Raw genomic sequence first — 18,407 nt, 5'->3', positions numbered from 1 at the left:
CGGTTCACCTCAATCGGGCAATCAGTCCACATTCTTAATATCTGTGGTCCGTTCCTCACGCATATTCGCGATCCGTAATGATCCCCGGATATGGAATCGGATATTTGCCCTGGTCATTCGGCATCAGCGGTGAATCACCGGTCAGTGTCAGCTTGTCGACGTCCGGAGCGAATTCGTGATCACCGTTGAGAATTTGATCAAACGTGATTTTCTGACCTGTATGCGCAGCCATTCGACCAAGGGATGCTGTGAGACTGGCCAGAGTTCCTCGTTCAACTTCATTGTACTGCGCGTCTTTCCGAATGGCGGCAATCAGGTCATTCCATTCCAGCTGGTAAGGATTTTCCTCCCTGCGGGGATAGGCCCACTGCAACGAATCAGCTTCTGCATTGTGTCCTTTGTAAATCCGTGATTTAGCCGGTCTGTGACCTGATGAGGACACAATGGCGAGACCTTTTGTTCCGTGCGCATACGTCGCAAAATCGTGGTAACAACCAGGAACAGTACGTCCCCCGACCAGCATCTTTGTCCCGTCCGCAAACGTATATTCAATCGAGTAAGAATCAAAATTCTGATCGATCATATCACCACGGTAATGGCGCCCCCCCGTCGCAACAGCCTCAACCGGCCAGGCATCCTTCATCCAGCACCCTTCATCGATATTGTGAATCAGAAAGTCACTCACGGCCCCACCGCTCAGCCACAGGAACCCGTGAAATTGAGAAATCTGATAGTGCAGCGGACTGATTCCTTTGGGCATCGGCGGCACCGCCGCTGAGGCCGTCGGTCCGGCAAGGCGGTTCGCTCGAAGCAAATTGATCTCGCCGATTTCGCCGTTCTGAATTCGATCAAATAACTCGCGTCTGGCGTCACAATGGCGGCACATGAGACCCACCGCAACTTTAAGATTTTTCGCCACTGCCAGTTTGTTGAGTTCCAGCATTCGTCGACTGGTGGGACCGTCCACGGAGACCGGCTTCTCCATAAATACGTTGAGGCCTTTCTCAATTGCATACGTGTAGTGCACCCAGCGAAAAGCCGGAGGAGTTGCCAGAATCACCAGGTCACCGGGACGCAGACAGTCCATAGCCTTTTTGTAGGCGTCGAAGCCGATGAACTGCCGGTCTTCCGGAACGTCCATTTTTCCGTCTGCCTCAAACCTTTGGGCCAGTCCGCCGCGACTTGTTTCAAGTCGTCGGTCAAACACATCGGCCATCGCCACGAGTCTGACAGGCCCCTGGTCTGCGACACTCATGGCCTGACTGGCGGCTCCGGTTCCTCTTCCTCCACAGCCGATTAGCGCAATTCGAATTTCGCTGTCTTCGCCGGCATAGGCCCCCACTGAGGCAGCCTGCAGCGTGGTGGCAGCTGCGGCCACCTTACTGCCGGTTTTCAGGAACGAGCGGCGGGTTGTTTCTGAGGATACCATGATGCACCTTCTGTAGGAGATAGCTGAGAATTGTTACTTCGCCGAAAGCGGTCTATTGTCGCACCAGAATCCGGTCATTTTGTGAACAGGAGCTCGACTGATGTCATAAAGAACAGAGCTCACGCGGGAACCCGCGGCTCCTGCATTTCTGATGTGTTACTGTTGCATATCCTTACTCTTCCGGGTCCAGCTGCACAGGGTCTGACTTATTCCAAAAGTCGTTTTGTTCATCCGGTGGTGGCACGTTCAGTGGACGAACAACACGAAACCCGACACCGAGTGCGTCCGTATGATACCATATGCTCCGGGGAATTTGAGGGTCCTGCTCTTTCCATTCCGAACTGGATGCGGTGCGAACAGCACTCCGCAGCTTCGCTGCTGAATCGTCATAGCAGCCGCCTCTAACGACTCGCGGATACAACGTCACGGGAATCACCAGTGGATTCGTCGTGCCGGACTTTTCGCGACGGCTGTAGGTGTCAGCCGAATACTGATCCAGTACCCATTCGGCCACATTTCCGTGCATGTCGTGCAGTCCCCAGGCATTGGGCTTCTTTTGCCCCACAATCTGATAGGTATAGTCGGAATTGTCTTCATACCACGCGTAGTCATCAATCAGCGAATCGTCGTCACCAAATGACCATGCCGTGGTGGTACCTGCACGACAGGCGTATTCCCATTCTGCTTCCGTCGGCAGTCGGTAATAGCGCCCGGTTTTTGCACTCAGCCATTCGCAGTACTTTCGTGCGGCATGCTGGGTCATGCAGATCGCCGGATACTTTTGTTTCCCCATTCCAAAACTCATATCAGTGTACGGCGGTGTGGGTCGCGTAACAGCATCTGCTCCTTCATCCCGTGGAGTGGCTGTCCTGCCAAAAATCCGACGACGGATAATGTCCATATTCTCTCCCCAGACATCATACTGTTCCCAGGTAATTTCACATTTTCCCATCCAGAAAGCGTCAACGGTCACCGGATGCGCAGGACCCTCGTCGGCGTTCCGACTACTTTCTGTCTCCGAACTTCCCATCAGAAAAGTTCCGCCGGTCACAGGGATCATCTCAATAACAAGGTCAGTATGCTCCAGCGGTTCTGCGTAGAACTTCATCTCCGATTCGATTAACGCCACAGCATTCTCAACCTCCAGCGGCGCGACCTGCCCGTGGGCCAGCAGGGACATGCACATCACGGCGGACAACGGAAAACACTTTCGAAGTACTGAATATGCGGCAAAAGGCATCGGTGTTCGAGATGCTCCGGCACAATAGAGTAAGCGATTCGACTGACGGGTGTATTATGTGCGGATGATGGCAAAGAGTCGAGCAAAACCAATGAAATGACAGATCCACCAGGTGAGCAGCGATCTTCTGGCCGCCGTCGGGAAACCTTCGTGGACCTAACCCAAATCCCGCCACGCGGTGAACTGTTACATTACAACTTCACCGGAACATCTCTCTGAGAGTCCCGGCCCCGTATCCGGCTATTGTCACCGCTGCAGGTGTAATCAACCACTTCAACCCGGACCATCGTTACCGCCGAATCGGATGGAATCCCGAATCTTTCGCGACTGATCCGGCCGATGAGCTACGGTTCCTGTGTCGAATTACGCGGTCCGCACTGTGAGTGGAATTCTTAATTTCCATTCGACTAAACGCGACGCGGCCGAAATCGAACTGTCGTCCGACCGCCGGTTACGAAGAGGAATTTCAATGGTTGCACAGAACCACTTGAGAAAACATGCAGGCCAGCTCCTGCTGGAGATGGACACCGGGGAAGGCACGTTACTTTCACTCGATCGCGAAACACAACTTGGCGACGTTGTACCTCAGTTGAAAGCACAGCCTTATGTGCTTGCGACGGATGACACCGGCCAGATCACCGGAATCGTTTCGGCGGCAGAAATTCGTAGTCGGCTGGCCTCGATCAATCAGTTCGAACAACGTCGCTGGCAGCAGATGCCACTTAGCTCCTTACTCAACGTCACATTTACCCGTCAGGATAAAACACCAACGGTAACTGCGGGAAAGTCCGCAGAATGCGTTGCCATTGGTGAAGGAGAAAACATCTTCGGTCTGGCAATCGAAGATGACATTTTCCTCAGCTGGCGAAGACTGGAATCATTACTTTGTGTAGCGCAGTCTGATCCTCTCACCGGACTCCTGAACCGCCTGGCCTATGAACGTCGTCTTCGCGAAGAATGGAGCCGAGCCGCACGTACGGGGATGTCCGTTGGTGTCGTCGTCATTGACCTGGACAATTTCAAGACTATTAATGACACCCTGGGCCATCCTGCCGGAGATACGGTACTTCAGGGCGTCGGACATGAACTTGAAGCATCAATGAGGTCCTATGATGTCGTGGCGCGCTTCGGTGGAGACGAATTCGTAGCCTTGTGCCTGGGCTGCACCGCAGGAAATATTGCGATCCCGATCGAACGAATTCAGCAGGGTATCAACTCGATGAACCTGGCATTTGAAGCCGGCACCATTCCCGTTTCGGTTTCGATCGGAGCGGCTGTTCGGCACGACGGATTTGATTCCTCTGATCCTCGTGAGCTGTTTTCTGCGGCTGATGAATGTTTGTACCACGCCAAGGCCTCCCCGGAATCGGCATGGAACGTGGAACTGGGCTCGACATGTTCGGGAGTTCCGGAACCAGTTCGATTAATGCCCTCGGAAACGAATCACAGCGCAACTGCGTGTTACGTAAGCTGTTGAGATTTTCCCTGAGGACCGTCTCAACCGGTGCACTCTGACACTCACAACCGTTCGCCGGATCTGGCCTCCAGGTCTTCCGCAGAGCCATTCGTGCCGGCCCCCGACCGGATCCCTGACCAACGCCACAGTTCACGTTCCTCTGCTGCGATTTACTCCGGTTTTAGACCTTACCAGCCAAGGCAACTGCACCACTATGCCCTCGCTCCGGCTGCCAAACATCGTTTTCAGAAATCATCGTTCGCTGCTGATTATGACATCATCAGAATTCCTGATGTGCGCGGTTGGGAATGATTGACAGATTCTGCAGTGATCGCACAATGTTTCAGGTCCGGTCACTTTTAGACGAATGTCGCATGAACTTGGAACGTGGTACCGGCGTCTAAACCGCGGCCATCAAACGACGTACGTCTGTCCGACATGCAGCTCGCCTTTGAATTGCCGCCTGACCCGCGCAGTGATGACACCGTGGTGTTTCACACCGACTCCCGAAACACGTCTAAGGCCCGAAAGATTCGTGATCAAATGAAACACCAATTGACAGTGATTGATGGCCAGGAAGCAGGACGTACCATTGATCTGTCCGAGGGAACGTCATCGTTCGGTCGCAGCAAGACGGCTGAAATACAGATAGGTGACCGTAGTGTGTCCCGTCAGCACTGCACTTTTGTCGTGTCTCCCACTTCCGTGCAAATCGTGGATTCAGAAAGTTCGGGCGGAACGTATGTAAATTCACAGCGTGTACAGCGAAAGATGCTGAGACCAGGCGACGAGATACGAGTGGGGAATACGAAAATTCGCCTCAGTCTGGCGGACTCGGAACAGGCAACAGTCATTCTGCCGGGACCGAATGCTACGTCGGCAAAAGCAGAAGCTGATAGTCAGCTGAAGGATCTGATCGGGATGAAAATCCACGAATATCAGATCGAAACGATGCTGTCAGAGGGCCACAGCGGCGCTGTTTTTAAAGCAGCAGACACATCAAAAGATCGCACAGTTGCACTCAAGGTTCTGTCGCCCGAGATCGCTGAAAACTATGAAGAGATGCAGCGTTTTCTCAGGGCGATGAAAACAATGTACCCCGTCCGACACGAAAATCTTGTTCAAATCTATAAAGCGGGTCGAACCGAAGATGGATGGACATGGGTGGCGATGGAGTATGTTAACGGTGAAAGCATGGCGCAGGTCATTCAGCGGATCGGCACGGCCGGTATGCTGGACTGGGATTACGCTTTTCACGTCGCTGTGCATACGACGCGAGCGTTGAACGCCGCGTTTGAGCATCAGATTATTCACCGTAATATTAAGCCGGAAAACATCCTGATGAGGTCTTCAGACAGGGTCGTCAAGCTGGGTGACATGATGCTGGCCAAGGCTATCGAAGGTCATTTGGCTAACCAGATTACGCTGCCGGGTCAGCTGATAGGAGATCTGTGTTATATCTCACCGGAAGCCACAGTGGATTCTGCTGCAGCAGATGGTCGGTCTGACATCTACGCACTGGGCGTCACCTGCTATGCTCTGTTGACCGGTCGTCCACCGTTCGAAGCCCGCACTCTTCCGGCGATGCTGGATAAGATGAGAACTGAGGTTCCGGAATCACCAAAGGCGTACCAGCTGGCCATCAACGACCAGTTCGCAGGCTGCGTAATGAAAATGCTCGAGAAACGTCCGGAAGACCGACATCAGACACCAATCGCTCTGCTGAAAGACCTGGAGCGCATCGCCAAACTTACGAACGTCGTCGTTTAACGTGGCTTCCGACGAAACTCCTCCGACAACCATCCAGGCCGATGGATGATTGTGAATCGTTGCTGGTTCCGACGACTCAAGTCAAACCGCTGCAGCTCAGATAACAGACAGGAGCGAATCCAACCGGTGCTCTGCGTCAGGTTGTATTCCACCTCCGACCACCATAGTCTTGGCATATGGCGAACACACCTGAACGCGTACTCTTGATGGCCACTGATCTGTCCTTTCGCGGGTCATCTATTCTAGCCCTGCGTCTGGCGCAAGGCCTGCAGGATCTTGGCATTGACACAGTACTCCTGTGCACACGAATCGGTCAAACCGACCGAAATCTGCTGACAAACCTTCAGGTACATGAGCTGCCGGGCTACCTTTTTCCGGTCTGGGGTCAAATTGTACGCCGTTCAGTGCTGCAGAACCTGATCGACCAGCCTCCTGACGTCATTCATGTATTGACGCCAAAGATGCTGCCACAGGCAACCTGGCTGGGCGAACGGTTAGACTGCCCTGTCGTCATGAGTATCAACGATCATGCGGACGCCTCGGCACTGCAGATGCCGTCTTCATCAGACTGTTGTCGAATGATTGTCTGTGTAAGTGAAAGTGTACGGTCATCCCTGCCCGAAAATCGTCAGTTCAATCAAATTGAACAACGAGTGATCCATCCAGGAGTCCCGGTACTGTCCGAATCACAGTGCCAGCCTGTTCTCGACCCAACCCGGACACCGGTCATTGGAATGGCGGGCCCTCTGGAACTTCTCAAAGGCGGCTCATTTTTTCTCCGGGCCTGCCATCGCGTTATTAGTCAGGGAAACAACATACGAATTGTGATTGCCGGATCAGGCTCTGAGGAACGAAACCTGAGAAACCTGGTAACATCACTGCAGCTGGATGATCAGGCAACTTTTGTTGAAGAAACAACAGACATGAAGACGTTTATGTCTGCAATGGACGTATTTTGTATGCCCTCGCTGCAGCAGGGCATCGGAGTGCTGCTGCTGGAGGCGATGGCTCAGGGTCGTCCGGTGATCGCTTCCGGTGTAGGCGGAATTCACGCGGTGCTCAGCAACAGTCAGGCCGGCCTGACGGTACCGCCATCCGACAGTCGGCAGCTGGCAAACGCCATCGTCCGTCTGATAGACCATCCGGAACAAACTCGTCAAATGGCTCAGACGGGACGCACTCTGACAGAACAACGGTTCTCTCTGCAGCGAATGCTTGACGAGGTCACGGCACTGTACAACGAACTTAGCGGCGGAATTCCGGACACCGTCTCATTGTTACCGTCAGCTCCGGTATCGGGCCAGGATTAAACATGAACGCCGAACTCATTGCCATCGGCTCTGAACTCGTTTGCGGTGCCGGTCTTGACACAAACAGTCAGTGGCTCAGTCAGGAACTCGAAGCACGCGGCTGGACCGTAACACGCCACACGACGATCGCAGATGACCTTGACGCTATGGTTGAAACTCTGCAACTGGCGGCTCGTCGGTGCAGAATCGTGCTGGTCACCGGAGGCCTTGGTCCTACTCGTGATGATATTACCCGGGAAGCGATGTCCGGTGCATTCAATCAGCCGCTCGTGGAAGACGAAACCGAACTGCAGTATATCACGGGAATGTTTGCAAGACTCGGCCGGCCTATGCCGGATCGCAATCGCATACAGGCAATGAGACCACGTGACGCGACTCCTCTGCGCAACAACCATGGTACAGCTCCCGGAGTCCTTCTGAACGTTGCATCACCCAAATGTATGATAGCCGCCATGCCAGGCGTCCCCGGTGAAATGAAAAAGATGTTCGATGAGCAACTGGTGGCGATGCTCCCAAAATCATCCGTTTTTGTCCGCAGAGTAGTGCTGCGAACATTTGGATATGGTGAATCACATGCGGAAGAACTTCTGGGAAATCTGACCGAACGGGGTCGCAATCCCGAAGTAGGTATTACTGCCAGCGGAGCTGTCATTTCACTGTCTGTGACGGCTCGTGCTGATACCGAGTTGCAATGCGACACCCTTATTCAGCCCGTGATAAATTTAATCAACGACAAACTCAGTCACGCCGTATACGGGACAGGTTCTGACGAACTTCACCTAGTGGTCCGCCGAAGTCTGGCCGACAGGAATCTGACCGTGGCCCTTGCCGAAGGAACAACAACCGGAGGTCTTTTGAGTCAGTGGCTGGTTCACGATTGCGCTGATGAAGGACCGGTGGTCCGCTCCGATCGCCTGATTTCCGGCACCGAAAATTTGGATGACCTCGTTCAGTTGTGCAAAACGGTACAGAATGACGCGGACTATGCGATCGTCACATCCCATTCCGTGTATCGCAGGAACGATGACGGATTTGCTGTCATGCACGGACAGTTTGCCGTTACAGGTCCTGGACTCAGTCGCGTCGTAAACGTGGATTTTACGGGTGACCTCGGAATTTTTCGCGAACGTGCTGCGAGAATGGCAATCAATCTAATTCGACTGCACATCAATGGTCATGCAGTAGAACCTGTTGTATCCGGAAACACTGTCAGATAAAGCATGAATGCATCATCCCCGACGGGTCCGGTCATGCGGCCTGCAAACTCCAAAGATCTCCCGGAAATCTTAGACGTGGTGGACAGTTTTGTGCGCGCTGACCGCCTGTTGCCACGGACGATCGATGAACTTGAAGAACTGTTGCCAGCCGGATTTGTTGCCATCAGCGAAGGAGCCGTTGTGGGATTTGCAGCACTGGAGGTCTACTCACCGAAACTTGCCGAAATTCGCAGTCTCGCAGTGATCCAAACAATGCAGGGACAGGGAATTGGACGAATGCTGGTCAGGGAATGTGTCCAACTGGCAGAACAAAAAAACGTACGTGAGGTAATGGTTGTGACTTCGTCTGAAGACTTTTTTGTTTCATGTGGCTTCGATTTCACACTGCCGGGTGAAAAGAAGGCGCTGTTTATTCAGCCGTAACATACGGCTCGTTGTCTTCGTATCACCGCTTTCAGTTCAGCGACAGTTCGAAGTCGCCGGTCTGTGGATTCCGTTACAGAATTTTTGAAATGTGCTGAGGTAAAAGAACACGGGGTGTCAGTATCAATCAGTAAGATATGACTGTCCCCCGAATATTTATTTTCATGTGAAACCACCGGAAAAACAGACGAACGAGTCGATCAATTTTCGCACGAATTTTATTCCGGACGTCATAAAACTACCTGCTAAGTATCGAACATGAAAAAATGATGCGGTGGATCATCTGGTGTGTTCATTAATGACTTACCCCGATTACGATGCATGGGAGCACGAACCTTCCGTCAGCGCAATCACTTACATATCCTGGACAACATCGAGTCAGAATTCCCGTTACGTTTCAACAACCGGTCAAATCTCAACTCAATCGCTGAATACGGTCATTGTTTGTGGATACAATCAATCGCTCCGTATTACAGAAACGTAGATCCCTGGACAAACTACCTGATGGGCCGCGATTCCTGTTAATAAAGGCCCTTGACGCAGGATTGAATCCCTGCAGACTTGCAGATAGCCCTCTGAGGGATCAAACAACAGAAACAGACGTTGTCGATCATCGGCCAGAGTGTGTCATATTCAGAATACAACCACGGGATAACCAGAAATAATGAGTCAGCAGCATGCATTCATTACCGGGGGGGCGGGCTTCATCGGCAGCCATCTCGCAGAACGGCTGTTGAGTGACGGAATAGCAGTCACTCTGCTCGATAACCTGTCAACCGGCAACTACGCAAACATTTCGCATCTCGAAGCACGAAATGACGTCAACCTGCTGATTGACACGGTCTTCAACGAGTCACTGGTGGCTGAATTGATTCGTGATTCTGATTTCGTGTTTCATCTGGCATCGGCCGTGGGTGTCAAGCTGATCATGGAACGACCCGTTGAAACAATAGAAACGATCTTCGGTGCTACGGAAGTTGTCCTGCGAAACTGCTCGCGATTTCGAAAACCAGTACTGGTTACAAGCACCAGTGAGGTCTACGGCAAAGGAACATCCATCCCCTTCCGCGAAGGCGACGACGTTGTAACGGGACCAACCAGCAAACACCGTTGGGCCTACGCCTGTGCCAAATCCCTTGACGAATTTTTGGCACTGGCTCACTGGCGACAGAGTCGTCTGCCGGTATCGGTCGTACGTCTGTTCAACACTGTGGGCCCCAGACAAACCGGACAATACGGAATGGTTGTCCCGAGGTTCATCGAAGCCGCACTCGCCGGTGACCCAATTGTTATCCACGGAGACGGATCACAGGCCCGTTGTTTTGCACACGTGTCAGATGTCGTCGACGGCCTCGTACGCTGTCTGCAGACCCCGAACTGTTATGGACAGGTCATGAACCTGGGAAATGACCAGGAGACAACGATCAGCGACCTCGCTGATCGTGTCATTCAGATCACCGAAAGCGACTCTCAAATACACCGGATCAGCTACCAGGAAGCATATGGAGAGGGATTTGAGGACATGCAACGTCGCGTGCCGTGTCTGGACAGGGCACGACGCCTGATTAATTATCAGCCAACACGTGATTTGGATCGAATCATCCAGGACGTTGCTGCCTGTGTGAGAAAACCGGATTCTTAGTGCAACAACGCACGCTTGCAGCTTCCGGTTCGGCATTCATCCGCCCCAAATGTTTTCCACGGCAGCGGCTTCTTCGTCACGGATCGTCGGTCTGACATGTGCCCGGACTTTCAATCGGACAGGCAATTTGACGGTTCTCATGTGATTACCATATGAGCCACCCTGGTTGTGCAAATCACCCACAGCACAGATGTTCTGAAACTCGAATCCAGCAGTGTACACAATTAAGGCTCACGTTTTCCCCTGACACAGTCACGTGTGACTGTGATGGACAAAATATCGCCCGCTCATAAATTTTCGTCAACAGCGCATGTGATGTCCACCCGCAGGTGATACCCGTTCGTTATGAAACTGACATTGAAGGATTCACAAATGACGAAAACTCGGCAGAGCAGGATCCTGTCTCGTCGTAATTTACTGGCCACCGGTGCCACTGCCGCTATCGCAGGATCCTGGTGGAGTCCGGTCGCGACGGCCTGGGAACGGCATCGGGACCATAGCAGCCTGCGCATTACCGGACTTGAACTATTTCCTGTTCGCCTGCCGCGCAACAGAACATGGCTTTTTATTCGGCTTCGGACCAACCAGGGAATCAGCGGTATCGCTGAAGCAACGTTGGGTGGAACTGACAAAGTGTCGGAGCTTAAAACATTTTTCCAACTCATTGACGGCAGGTCGCCTTTCGACATCCGTCGATATCGGAAACAAGGCCTGAATCTTGCGGTGACAGGGGGTCGAAAAATGGCCGGAGCATTCAGCGCAATTGAACAGGCGCTGTGGGACCTTGTCGGTAAGACTCTAAACGTTCCGGTGTATGATCTGTTTGGTGGAAAGGTCCGGGACGAAATTGATTTGTATGCCAACATCAACAACGCCACCACCGACCGGTCACCGGCTGGATTTGCAAAAAATGCAGATCGGGCTGTCCGAGAAGGATTTCCTGCGATCAAAGCCGCTCCTTTTGACGGTTTCCCGTCCCTCGACGCCCCTTCTGATCAGGTCAAGCGGGCAACAGACACCGGTGTCGATTGCATTCGCGCTATTCGTGCAGCAGCCGGTGACGAAGTAAAAATCCATGTCGATTTCCACAGCTACTTTGATGTTGGCCTGACCATCGACATAGCAGAACGCGTTGAACCCTGTGATTTATCATGGATTGAGGAACCGATTGATCCACGGAAAGTGATCGAAAACAACGAAATCAAGAAGGCCATTCCTCAGAGACTTGCCGGAGGTGAATTCCTGGTTGGTCTGCACGAATTTGGACCGTTGTGTCGGACACAGTGCATGGAGGTGCTGATGCCCGACGTCCAGATCTGTGGGGGGCTCCTGGAGGGGCAGCGTATTTCGACAGCTGCCGAACTGCATGGTATGTCAGTAGCGCCGCACAATGCGCACGGACCTGTCGCGACTGTCGCTTCGGCCCAGTTATCCGCTGTACTGCCAAATTTCGAGATACTCGAATATCAATGGAACGAAGTACCATGGCGGGCCGAGTTGATTGACCCACCCGAGTCAATTCACGAGGGGCGACTTTATCTGAATGATCGCCCCGGTTTTGGCGTCGAGCTGAACGATCAGGTCATCGCCGCGCACCTCTGACTAGCCGTCGCCGTATATCCTGCAGGATCCACACAACAGCAGTGGCTCCCCGCGGCCCGGATATACACGGTTCATGGCAAAAACGGCAAATGGATCCGAACCGTGCACGGCATACTAAACAGTTCTGACAGCCATTGGCGCAGCCTTTTCTTGAATACACTGTATCGACGTGGCAAACGAGAACAGGCAGATTCTTCCGAGCGGATCAATGTGCCGTTGTGATTGCAATGCCCCAGTGATTGTCAAGCAGCAGGCAACGCTTCCATGCAATGGTATTCTCCGGTTACGAATCAAGGTTGTGTTTTTCCGGAGAGACAAGCGAATGCGATGGCGCTGCCAACGACCCCAATCACAAAACCGGTGATGGCGCCAAGCAGGCCGGTGGCTTCGTAGCCGTGATTGTCGGCAACGCGAATATCGACATCCAGGTTTGCGCCGACAGTGGCTCCAACACACAAGCCAGCGACCGCACAGGCAAAACCAATAAGAATCGCACCGAACACGATACGTGCAATGGACCGTGGTGTCCGTGACACGGGCAGGTGGTGAGCTTCATGTTCATCTGTCATTTGATGGCTCCCCTCGCGGCGACGGAACCGTTTGCAAAATCAGGAACAGCATGTCCGAACCCCGCTGGATGATTCTTTATTCAAGACTAACCGGATCGGCGGCATCCTGGGGATGGCCTTTGTTATGTGGTATTTACCACGTTAGCCACACCAATTACTTTCGACAAAGTCTTATCATGGGTTGGCGTTCGGTTCGTCCTTTGGCTCACCGGCAGCCGTGGTAATGAGCCACATCCGTTTGTCTCACATCACGAATAATCGGGCTTTCCCGGCTCACTGCTGCCACGAGTCCGGGTTCAGTCCGAGCCCTCTGGCGCTTGTGCAAATGTGTGACCACGTGGTTTCGTCGACGTCGATTCCGTTGCGGCTTCGCTCTTTATACTTCCTGAATTCCGGCTCACCTGGCACTAAAATCTCACCAACATCCGGATTGACCCGGCTTGTACGGAGGTGACGGATCAATGTCTCGATTTCGGCATAGTAGCTGTCGAGGTCTGTAAAATGCTCGATATCATAAACGGTGAAGACCGCTCCGTTGCTGACCATGTGAACTTCCCCGGACGCAACCCCCTCACCACTAAGCGCTCCGCCAAGCACTTCGACAATCCAGCTGAGACAGTAGCCCTTGTGACTGGCAACACCTCCCAGTGGCAGCATGGCCCCTGCAGACTCCAGATAGTCACCAGGGTCGACACTCGGCTGCCCGGCATTGTCAGTAATCCAACCCGGCGGGAGTGACTCGCCTCGGTTTCGGGCAACCCGGATCTTACCTTCGGCAGTCACAGATGTCGCCATATCAACCATAATCGGATCGTGATCTTTGCGTGGTGCGCAGAAGGCAATCGGATTGGTGCTGAGTTTCCCGTCGATCCCGCCGTGAGGTGCGATCTGTCTTCCCATACGCCCGGCGTTGACAAAAGCGACGGCAATCAGATTATTCCGTGCTGCCATCAACGGATAGGCTCCACAGCGACCAAGATGACTGCAGTTGCGCAGCGTCACTGTTGCGGTGCCATGTTCACGGGCCTTCTGCATCGCTATTTTCATAGCAAATGCGCCCGACACCTGTCCCATTGACGATCCACCATCAACAATCGCCGTGCACGGATACTCGGAAACAATTTTGGGAACGCCGCGCGGGGTCCAGAGTCCTCTCTCGAAAAAGCCCAGGTATTCGTAAAATCGAATAAGTCCGTGTGAGTCGTGACCGTAGAGGCTGGAGTCCACCAGGTGGTCGGTCACAATCCGTGCGTCTTCAGCTGAACACCCCGCAGTCTCGAAAAGCCGGCAGCCGATGTCTCGCAAAAAATCAGGGAAAAGTATGGGCATCTGTCGTATTTAAACGGGTCAGGACTGATGGTAAGGGCACAGTGCGGGTCGTCTGTTGTACAGTCCCCGACCGACCGCTGCTGAACAATAATCAACACAGGATTAAATTGAGACCTGGTTTTCTGCAAAGATCGTCAGAACGTCTCCCAGGCCGGGGCTTCGTCGCCGGTCTCGACACACCGGGATCCCGTGAATTTAACAATCACGTACAGCAAAACGATGAGTAAATTTTGCCGATCCTGCCTGTCTCTGCATATCCAACGTCGCAACTGACATTTCTTTCGATCGACGGCATGCGGTTCATCAGTGTATTCAAACACACATCCATTCCCATCAGTCCGCAAAATCACGTAAGCCCCGTCACAAGTCCGGGACACGGACGTCAACCGGGCAATTTTCACCCCGCAGATGAGAACAACCCGGGACACAGGCAGTCTTCGGCCCTGTCCCCTGAAACGCTTTCCCGCTCAGAAAACGGTACACATTCGAAACGGACAGATTCACAACAAAGAAACGCCCGCCATCCCATCCGAGGATGGTATCCAGCACGATTTCGCGGAAACTCTCCAGTTCCGTTCGCGGACTCAGTTGATGTGATGCACTTCAATCATCGTGTTGAGCTTGGTGATCTGCAGAACCTCTTCGATGTCAGACGACGGATTGAACAGCTGGACCCTTGGTGAAAGACCTTCAATCTTCCTGAGTGACACCAAAAGGCCCAACATTCCGCTGGGAATCATCGGCACACCACCAACGTCAAATGCAACAGTTGAACAATTATTCTCTTTCAGGAGATCCGTGATTGCAGCACGGTAATGAGCAGCATTGAACTCCGATGGGACATCTTTTCCGTCAAATCCAAGAACCGTAGTCTCACCAACGCGGTAGACTTTCATCGCCCCGTCCGCTGTGAGCGCATACTGGCCGGAAGGAGGCATGCCATTTGCCATAAAGTCAGCATTAGGTGTATCGTTCATATCTGTTTCCTGAAATTGTCACGTTCCACCAGAGCTGATGACCGGTGGCTCAGGCCGATCACGCATCACACTTTCTGTCAACCACCATTTCCAGACAGCAACGCTGATCGCGGCACCTTATGCGGTGATCGAAATCACTTTAGATCAATTACCTGCCGTTGATCTGAAACAGCCTTTGGCACAACCGTAATCTGTACTCGCAAAGTCTACCCAACAGAAACGGTTACAGGCGAGAGTCAGCGTATAATTTCAGAATAACGGGGCGCAATTCTGAAATCACAATGACTTCAAATGACCAGGATTCGTCAATTCCCGCCAGGCAATCAGCACGTCCCGAATCGCCGCGACATCATGGACACGCAGCACATCCACACCCTGCTGGGCCAGCCCAATTGAAACACCTGCCGTTCCGGCAAGTCGCTCATCGACCTTTCTTCCAAGGAGTTTGGACAGGAAACGTTTCCGGGAATGTCCGATGAGAATCGGGCGTCCAAGTGACTGCTGTATCAGCCCCGCAGACTGCAACAGTCGCAGGTTGTGACCTGAAGTCTTTCCGAATCCAATTCCAGGATCAACACAAATCCGCTCCGGTGAAATACCGGATTCAACGCAGCGGTCGATACATCCCCGCAGATAATCAGCAACTTCGACAACGACGTCACCGTACACAGGGTTCTGCTGCATGGTTTGTGGTGTGCCCTGAATGTGCATCAGACAAATCCCCACAGCGCTGTCCCGACAAACATCCAGCATCCGGCCATCGAATCTCAGTCCGGAGATATCATTGACAATTCGAGCGCCCGCGGCGACCGCCCGTTCCGCGACCACTGCCTTGGTGGTATCGATGGAGATCGGCACGTCGATCTGTTCTGCCAGACGTTTAATAACCGGGATGGTCCGTCGCAGTTCTTCATCCGCGTCAATGACGTTTGCCCCAGGCCGCGTTGATTCCCCGCCTATATCGATAATATCCGCTCCATCCGCAGCAAGCCGCCGTCCGTGGCGAACAGCAGCGGCCACTGAATCGTGTTCACCTCCGTCTGAAAAACTATCCGGAGTGACGTTCAGGATCCCCATCAATAACGGAATCCGTGAAGCCTTCAGTACCGTTCCCTTACAATCCCAAACCTGTTTCGTCACCGGGTAACTCCACGTTGATGCGGCAGAACACTGGCATGCGGCACTCGAGGTACCGAATTACGTGGATTCACACCGGACGGGATAAGTCGTGTTGTTCCATGATAATAATGAGACCAAAACACGATCAAATTCGTTTTCAGCACTCCTGAACAGATCGTTGAACTTCATCGCCGACCCGCCGGACAGAGCAACAACCTGTGCTGAAGCCCAACCATGACGTTGATCATGTTTGACCGATGTTCCCCGATGATGATTTTAGGTGCTATCTTTGACAGCATTTCCCGGGAGCACTCAGGAAGACATAGAATCCGGCAAAAGCAGGAATCGGGCATCAACGTTATCCGGTGCAACCAGTGAGCTCCGTCCGTCACAGGATCACTTCAATGATAACGGTCGAAAAAATCTATACTTACAGTCAGATTGCAAAACGCAGGAGTCATTGTCAATGGCCCGCTCGTTTTGAGCACTCAGGAATAGGTCCTGAATTCACCGTTCTGATACCTGGTCCAATAGTCCTGAAGTAAAGCCTTAACCCGTGGAGCCAGAATCATGCCGCCAATTACGTTGGGAAATGCCATAGACAGGATCATCAGATCTGAAAATTCAATCACGTTCTGCAGAGTTGAAACTGCACCCAGCACAATGAACAGCAAAAAGAGCACACGATAGCTCATCACCGCAGTCTGTGACTGCCCGAATATGTATTGCCACGCCTTTTCACCATAGTACGACCAGCTGATCATCGTGGAGTAAGCAAAAAGAAATACGGAAACATTCAATATCACCGGGAACCAGTTCAGAGTATTTGCAAATGCCCAACGGGTCATTTCCACCCCGTCTCCGGCAGACGGATCAGCATAAGCCCCGCTGACGATCACCACCAAAGCCGTCATGGTGCAGATCACCACGGTGTCAATGAATGGACCCAGCATAGCAACAACACCTTCACGAACCGGCTCATCCGTCTTTGCTGCGGCATGAGCGATCGCGGCAGATCCAACTCCGGCCTCATTAGAAAACACGGCGCGTTTGATTCCCTGCACAAGAACACCAACAAATCCTCCAAAAGCCGCCTCCGGCGTCACGCAGGATCGAAAAATAAGACTCACTGCAGCCGGGAGCTGTGCCCAGTTCATGATAAGAATAACGCCCCCCGCAAGCACATAGACACCGCACATCAACGGAATAACCTTCTCCGTTACCTGTCCGATCCGCCTGATGCCGCCAATGACCACCAGTGCCACCAGGAATGACAGTATGCAACCGATGATCAAGTTACTGCCGCCGAAGCTGCCAAGCAGACCCTGAACGGCTGAAGTCGCCTGATTGGCCTGAAACATGTTGCCGCCACCAAAAGAACCACCGATGCAGAACACCGCAAAAACAATCGCAAATCCTTTGGCTAAAATCCGGGGAAGACCACGTTCCTGAAGCCCAATCTCAAGATAGTACATGGGACCTCCGTGAACCGTGCCGTCCGGTGTGATTTTGCGGTACACCTGCGCCAATGTGCATTCATGAAATTTGGCAGTCATTCCAAACAGTCCGATGATCATCATCCAGATGACGGCCCCTGGACCTCCGGCTTTGATTGCAACCGCAACACCGGCAATATTTCCCAGACCAACCGTGGCACTCAATGCAGACGTCAGGGCCTGGAAATGTGAAATCTCCCCGGGATCCTCAGGATTGTCGAATCTGCCCCGCGTCACATCGATGGCATGTTTAAAGCCTCTGACATTCAGCCAGCCGTGATAGACCGTAAAAAAGATCGACCCGAGTAACAAAATCAGCACGATTAAAGGAATGGGCATACTGGGCACGGGAATCCAAAACAAAACCAACGCCATGTGTTCGACGACGACACCAAATCGAGCGTTAACCATTTCGGAAACTGAAGAGTTCGAGGCATCGTCTGCGGCACTGACCGCCGACGCTTCGGCTGATTGCGAATCGTCAGCGGCGGACGATTCAGCCTCTGCCGACACCGGCTGTTCGAGAGTGGTGGAACTGTCCTGCGCATGACTCGGTGCTGCACAGACCAGAACACACAACAGCATGGGCAGGAACATTCTGAATTGAGACATCACAGCCAACCTCTCGTATATCCTGGGAGACAGTGCTTGAAAGGGTTCTATACCAAGCCGATCAGGGAGCTTCAAGAACACCTGGGCAGAGGTACTGACCCAATAGACATCAATAAAAACATTGCTCCCTCACCGATGTCAGGGGAACTCGTCCAGGCTACGAATCGGCTGTATCACGGCTCCCTGCCGCGGAACAGCCCCTTAAAATCAATGCGA

Annotated in this window: 14 protein-coding genes; 7 read left to right on the top strand and 7 right to left on the bottom strand. The window is 52.8% G+C overall.

Annotation, left to right across the window (positions count from 1 at the left end; translation table 11 throughout):
* Positions 1-55: 55 nt before the first annotated feature.
* Both MK110_03680 and MK110_03675 read right to left on the bottom strand, forming a co-directional pair.
* Positions 56-1,429 (bottom strand): Gfo/Idh/MocA family oxidoreductase, encoded by a 1,374-nt coding sequence (locus MK110_03680; GenBank protein ID MCH2210376.1) that lies wholly within the window; start codon positions 1,427-1,429, stop codon positions 56-58.
* Between the two features lie 172 nt (positions 1,430-1,601).
* Positions 1,602-2,618: a formylglycine-generating enzyme family protein gene (locus tag MK110_03675; protein ID MCH2210375.1), complete on the bottom strand. Its 1,017-nt coding sequence runs from the start codon at positions 2,616-2,618 to the stop codon at positions 1,602-1,604.
* A gap of 520 nt (positions 2,619-3,138) precedes the next feature.
* On the opposite strand from MK110_03675, the gene MK110_03670 reads away from it, so the two are divergent.
* The 7 genes from MK110_03670 to MK110_03640 all read left to right on the top strand — a co-directional run bounded on the left by MK110_03670 (position 3,139) and on the right by MK110_03640 (position 12,089).
* Positions 3,139-4,146, top strand: a complete 1,008-nt coding sequence (locus MK110_03670; protein MCH2210374.1) for a GGDEF domain-containing protein — start codon at positions 3,139-3,141, stop codon at positions 4,144-4,146.
* Between the two features lie 522 nt (positions 4,147-4,668).
* Positions 4,669-5,895, top strand: coding sequence for a protein kinase (locus MK110_03665; GenBank protein ID MCH2210373.1), 1,227 nt, complete (start codon positions 4,669-4,671; stop codon positions 5,893-5,895).
* A gap of 206 nt (positions 5,896-6,101) precedes the next feature.
* Entirely contained in the window at positions 6,102-7,205 is a 1,104-nt protein-coding gene (locus tag MK110_03660; protein MCH2210372.1) for a glycosyltransferase family 4 protein, read from the top strand.
* Between the two features lie 2 nt (positions 7,206-7,207).
* Positions 7,208-8,422 carry a molybdopterin-binding protein gene (locus MK110_03655; GenBank protein ID MCH2210371.1) on the top strand — a complete coding sequence of 405 codons (1,215 nt, stop codon included), beginning with the start codon at positions 7,208-7,210 and terminating at the stop codon, positions 8,420-8,422.
* A gap of 33 nt (positions 8,423-8,455) precedes the next feature.
* A complete protein-coding gene (locus MK110_03650) occupies positions 8,456-8,845 on the top strand; it encodes a GNAT family N-acetyltransferase (protein MCH2210370.1) in 390 nt (129 codons plus the stop codon).
* Positions 8,846-9,509: 664 nt separating this feature from the next.
* Positions 9,510-10,487: an NAD-dependent epimerase/dehydratase family protein gene (locus MK110_03645; GenBank protein MCH2210369.1), complete on the top strand. Its 978-nt coding sequence runs from the start codon at positions 9,510-9,512 to the stop codon at positions 10,485-10,487.
* Positions 10,488-10,859: 372 nt separating this feature from the next.
* Positions 10,860-12,089, top strand: a complete 1,230-nt coding sequence (locus MK110_03640; GenBank protein ID MCH2210368.1) for a mandelate racemase/muconate lactonizing enzyme family protein — start codon at positions 10,860-10,862, stop codon at positions 12,087-12,089.
* Between the two features lie 290 nt (positions 12,090-12,379).
* On the opposite strand, the gene MK110_03635 is transcribed toward MK110_03640, so the two are convergent.
* From MK110_03635 to MK110_03615, 5 genes are all read right to left on the bottom strand, one after another.
* Entirely contained in the window at positions 12,380-12,658 is a 279-nt protein-coding gene (locus tag MK110_03635; GenBank protein ID MCH2210367.1) for a hypothetical protein, read from the bottom strand.
* 273 nt (positions 12,659-12,931) lie between these two features.
* The gene (locus MK110_03630; GenBank protein ID MCH2210366.1) at positions 12,932-13,987 is read right to left on the bottom strand and encodes an Ldh family oxidoreductase; all 1,056 of its coding nucleotides are present in this window, start codon (positions 13,985-13,987) and stop codon (positions 12,932-12,934) included.
* A 584-nt stretch (positions 13,988-14,571) separates the two neighbouring features.
* On the bottom strand, positions 14,572-14,964 hold the full coding sequence (locus tag MK110_03625) for an STAS domain-containing protein (protein ID MCH2210365.1): 393 nt from the start codon (positions 14,962-14,964) through the stop codon (positions 14,572-14,574).
* Positions 14,965-15,240: 276 nt separating this feature from the next.
* Entirely contained in the window at positions 15,241-16,104 is an 864-nt protein-coding gene (folP, locus tag MK110_03620; GenBank protein MCH2210364.1) for a dihydropteroate synthase, read from the bottom strand.
* 467 nt (positions 16,105-16,571) lie between these two features.
* On the bottom strand, positions 16,572-18,191 hold the full coding sequence (locus MK110_03615) for an alanine:cation symporter family protein (protein MCH2210363.1): 1,620 nt from the start codon (positions 18,189-18,191) through the stop codon (positions 16,572-16,574).
* Between the last annotated feature and the right edge of the window lie 216 nt (positions 18,192-18,407).

Source organism: Fuerstiella sp. (assembly GCA_022447225.1).
GTDB lineage: Bacteria > Planctomycetota > Planctomycetia > Planctomycetales > Planctomycetaceae > S139-18.
This window is presented reverse-complemented; position numbering and strand designations above follow the sequence as displayed.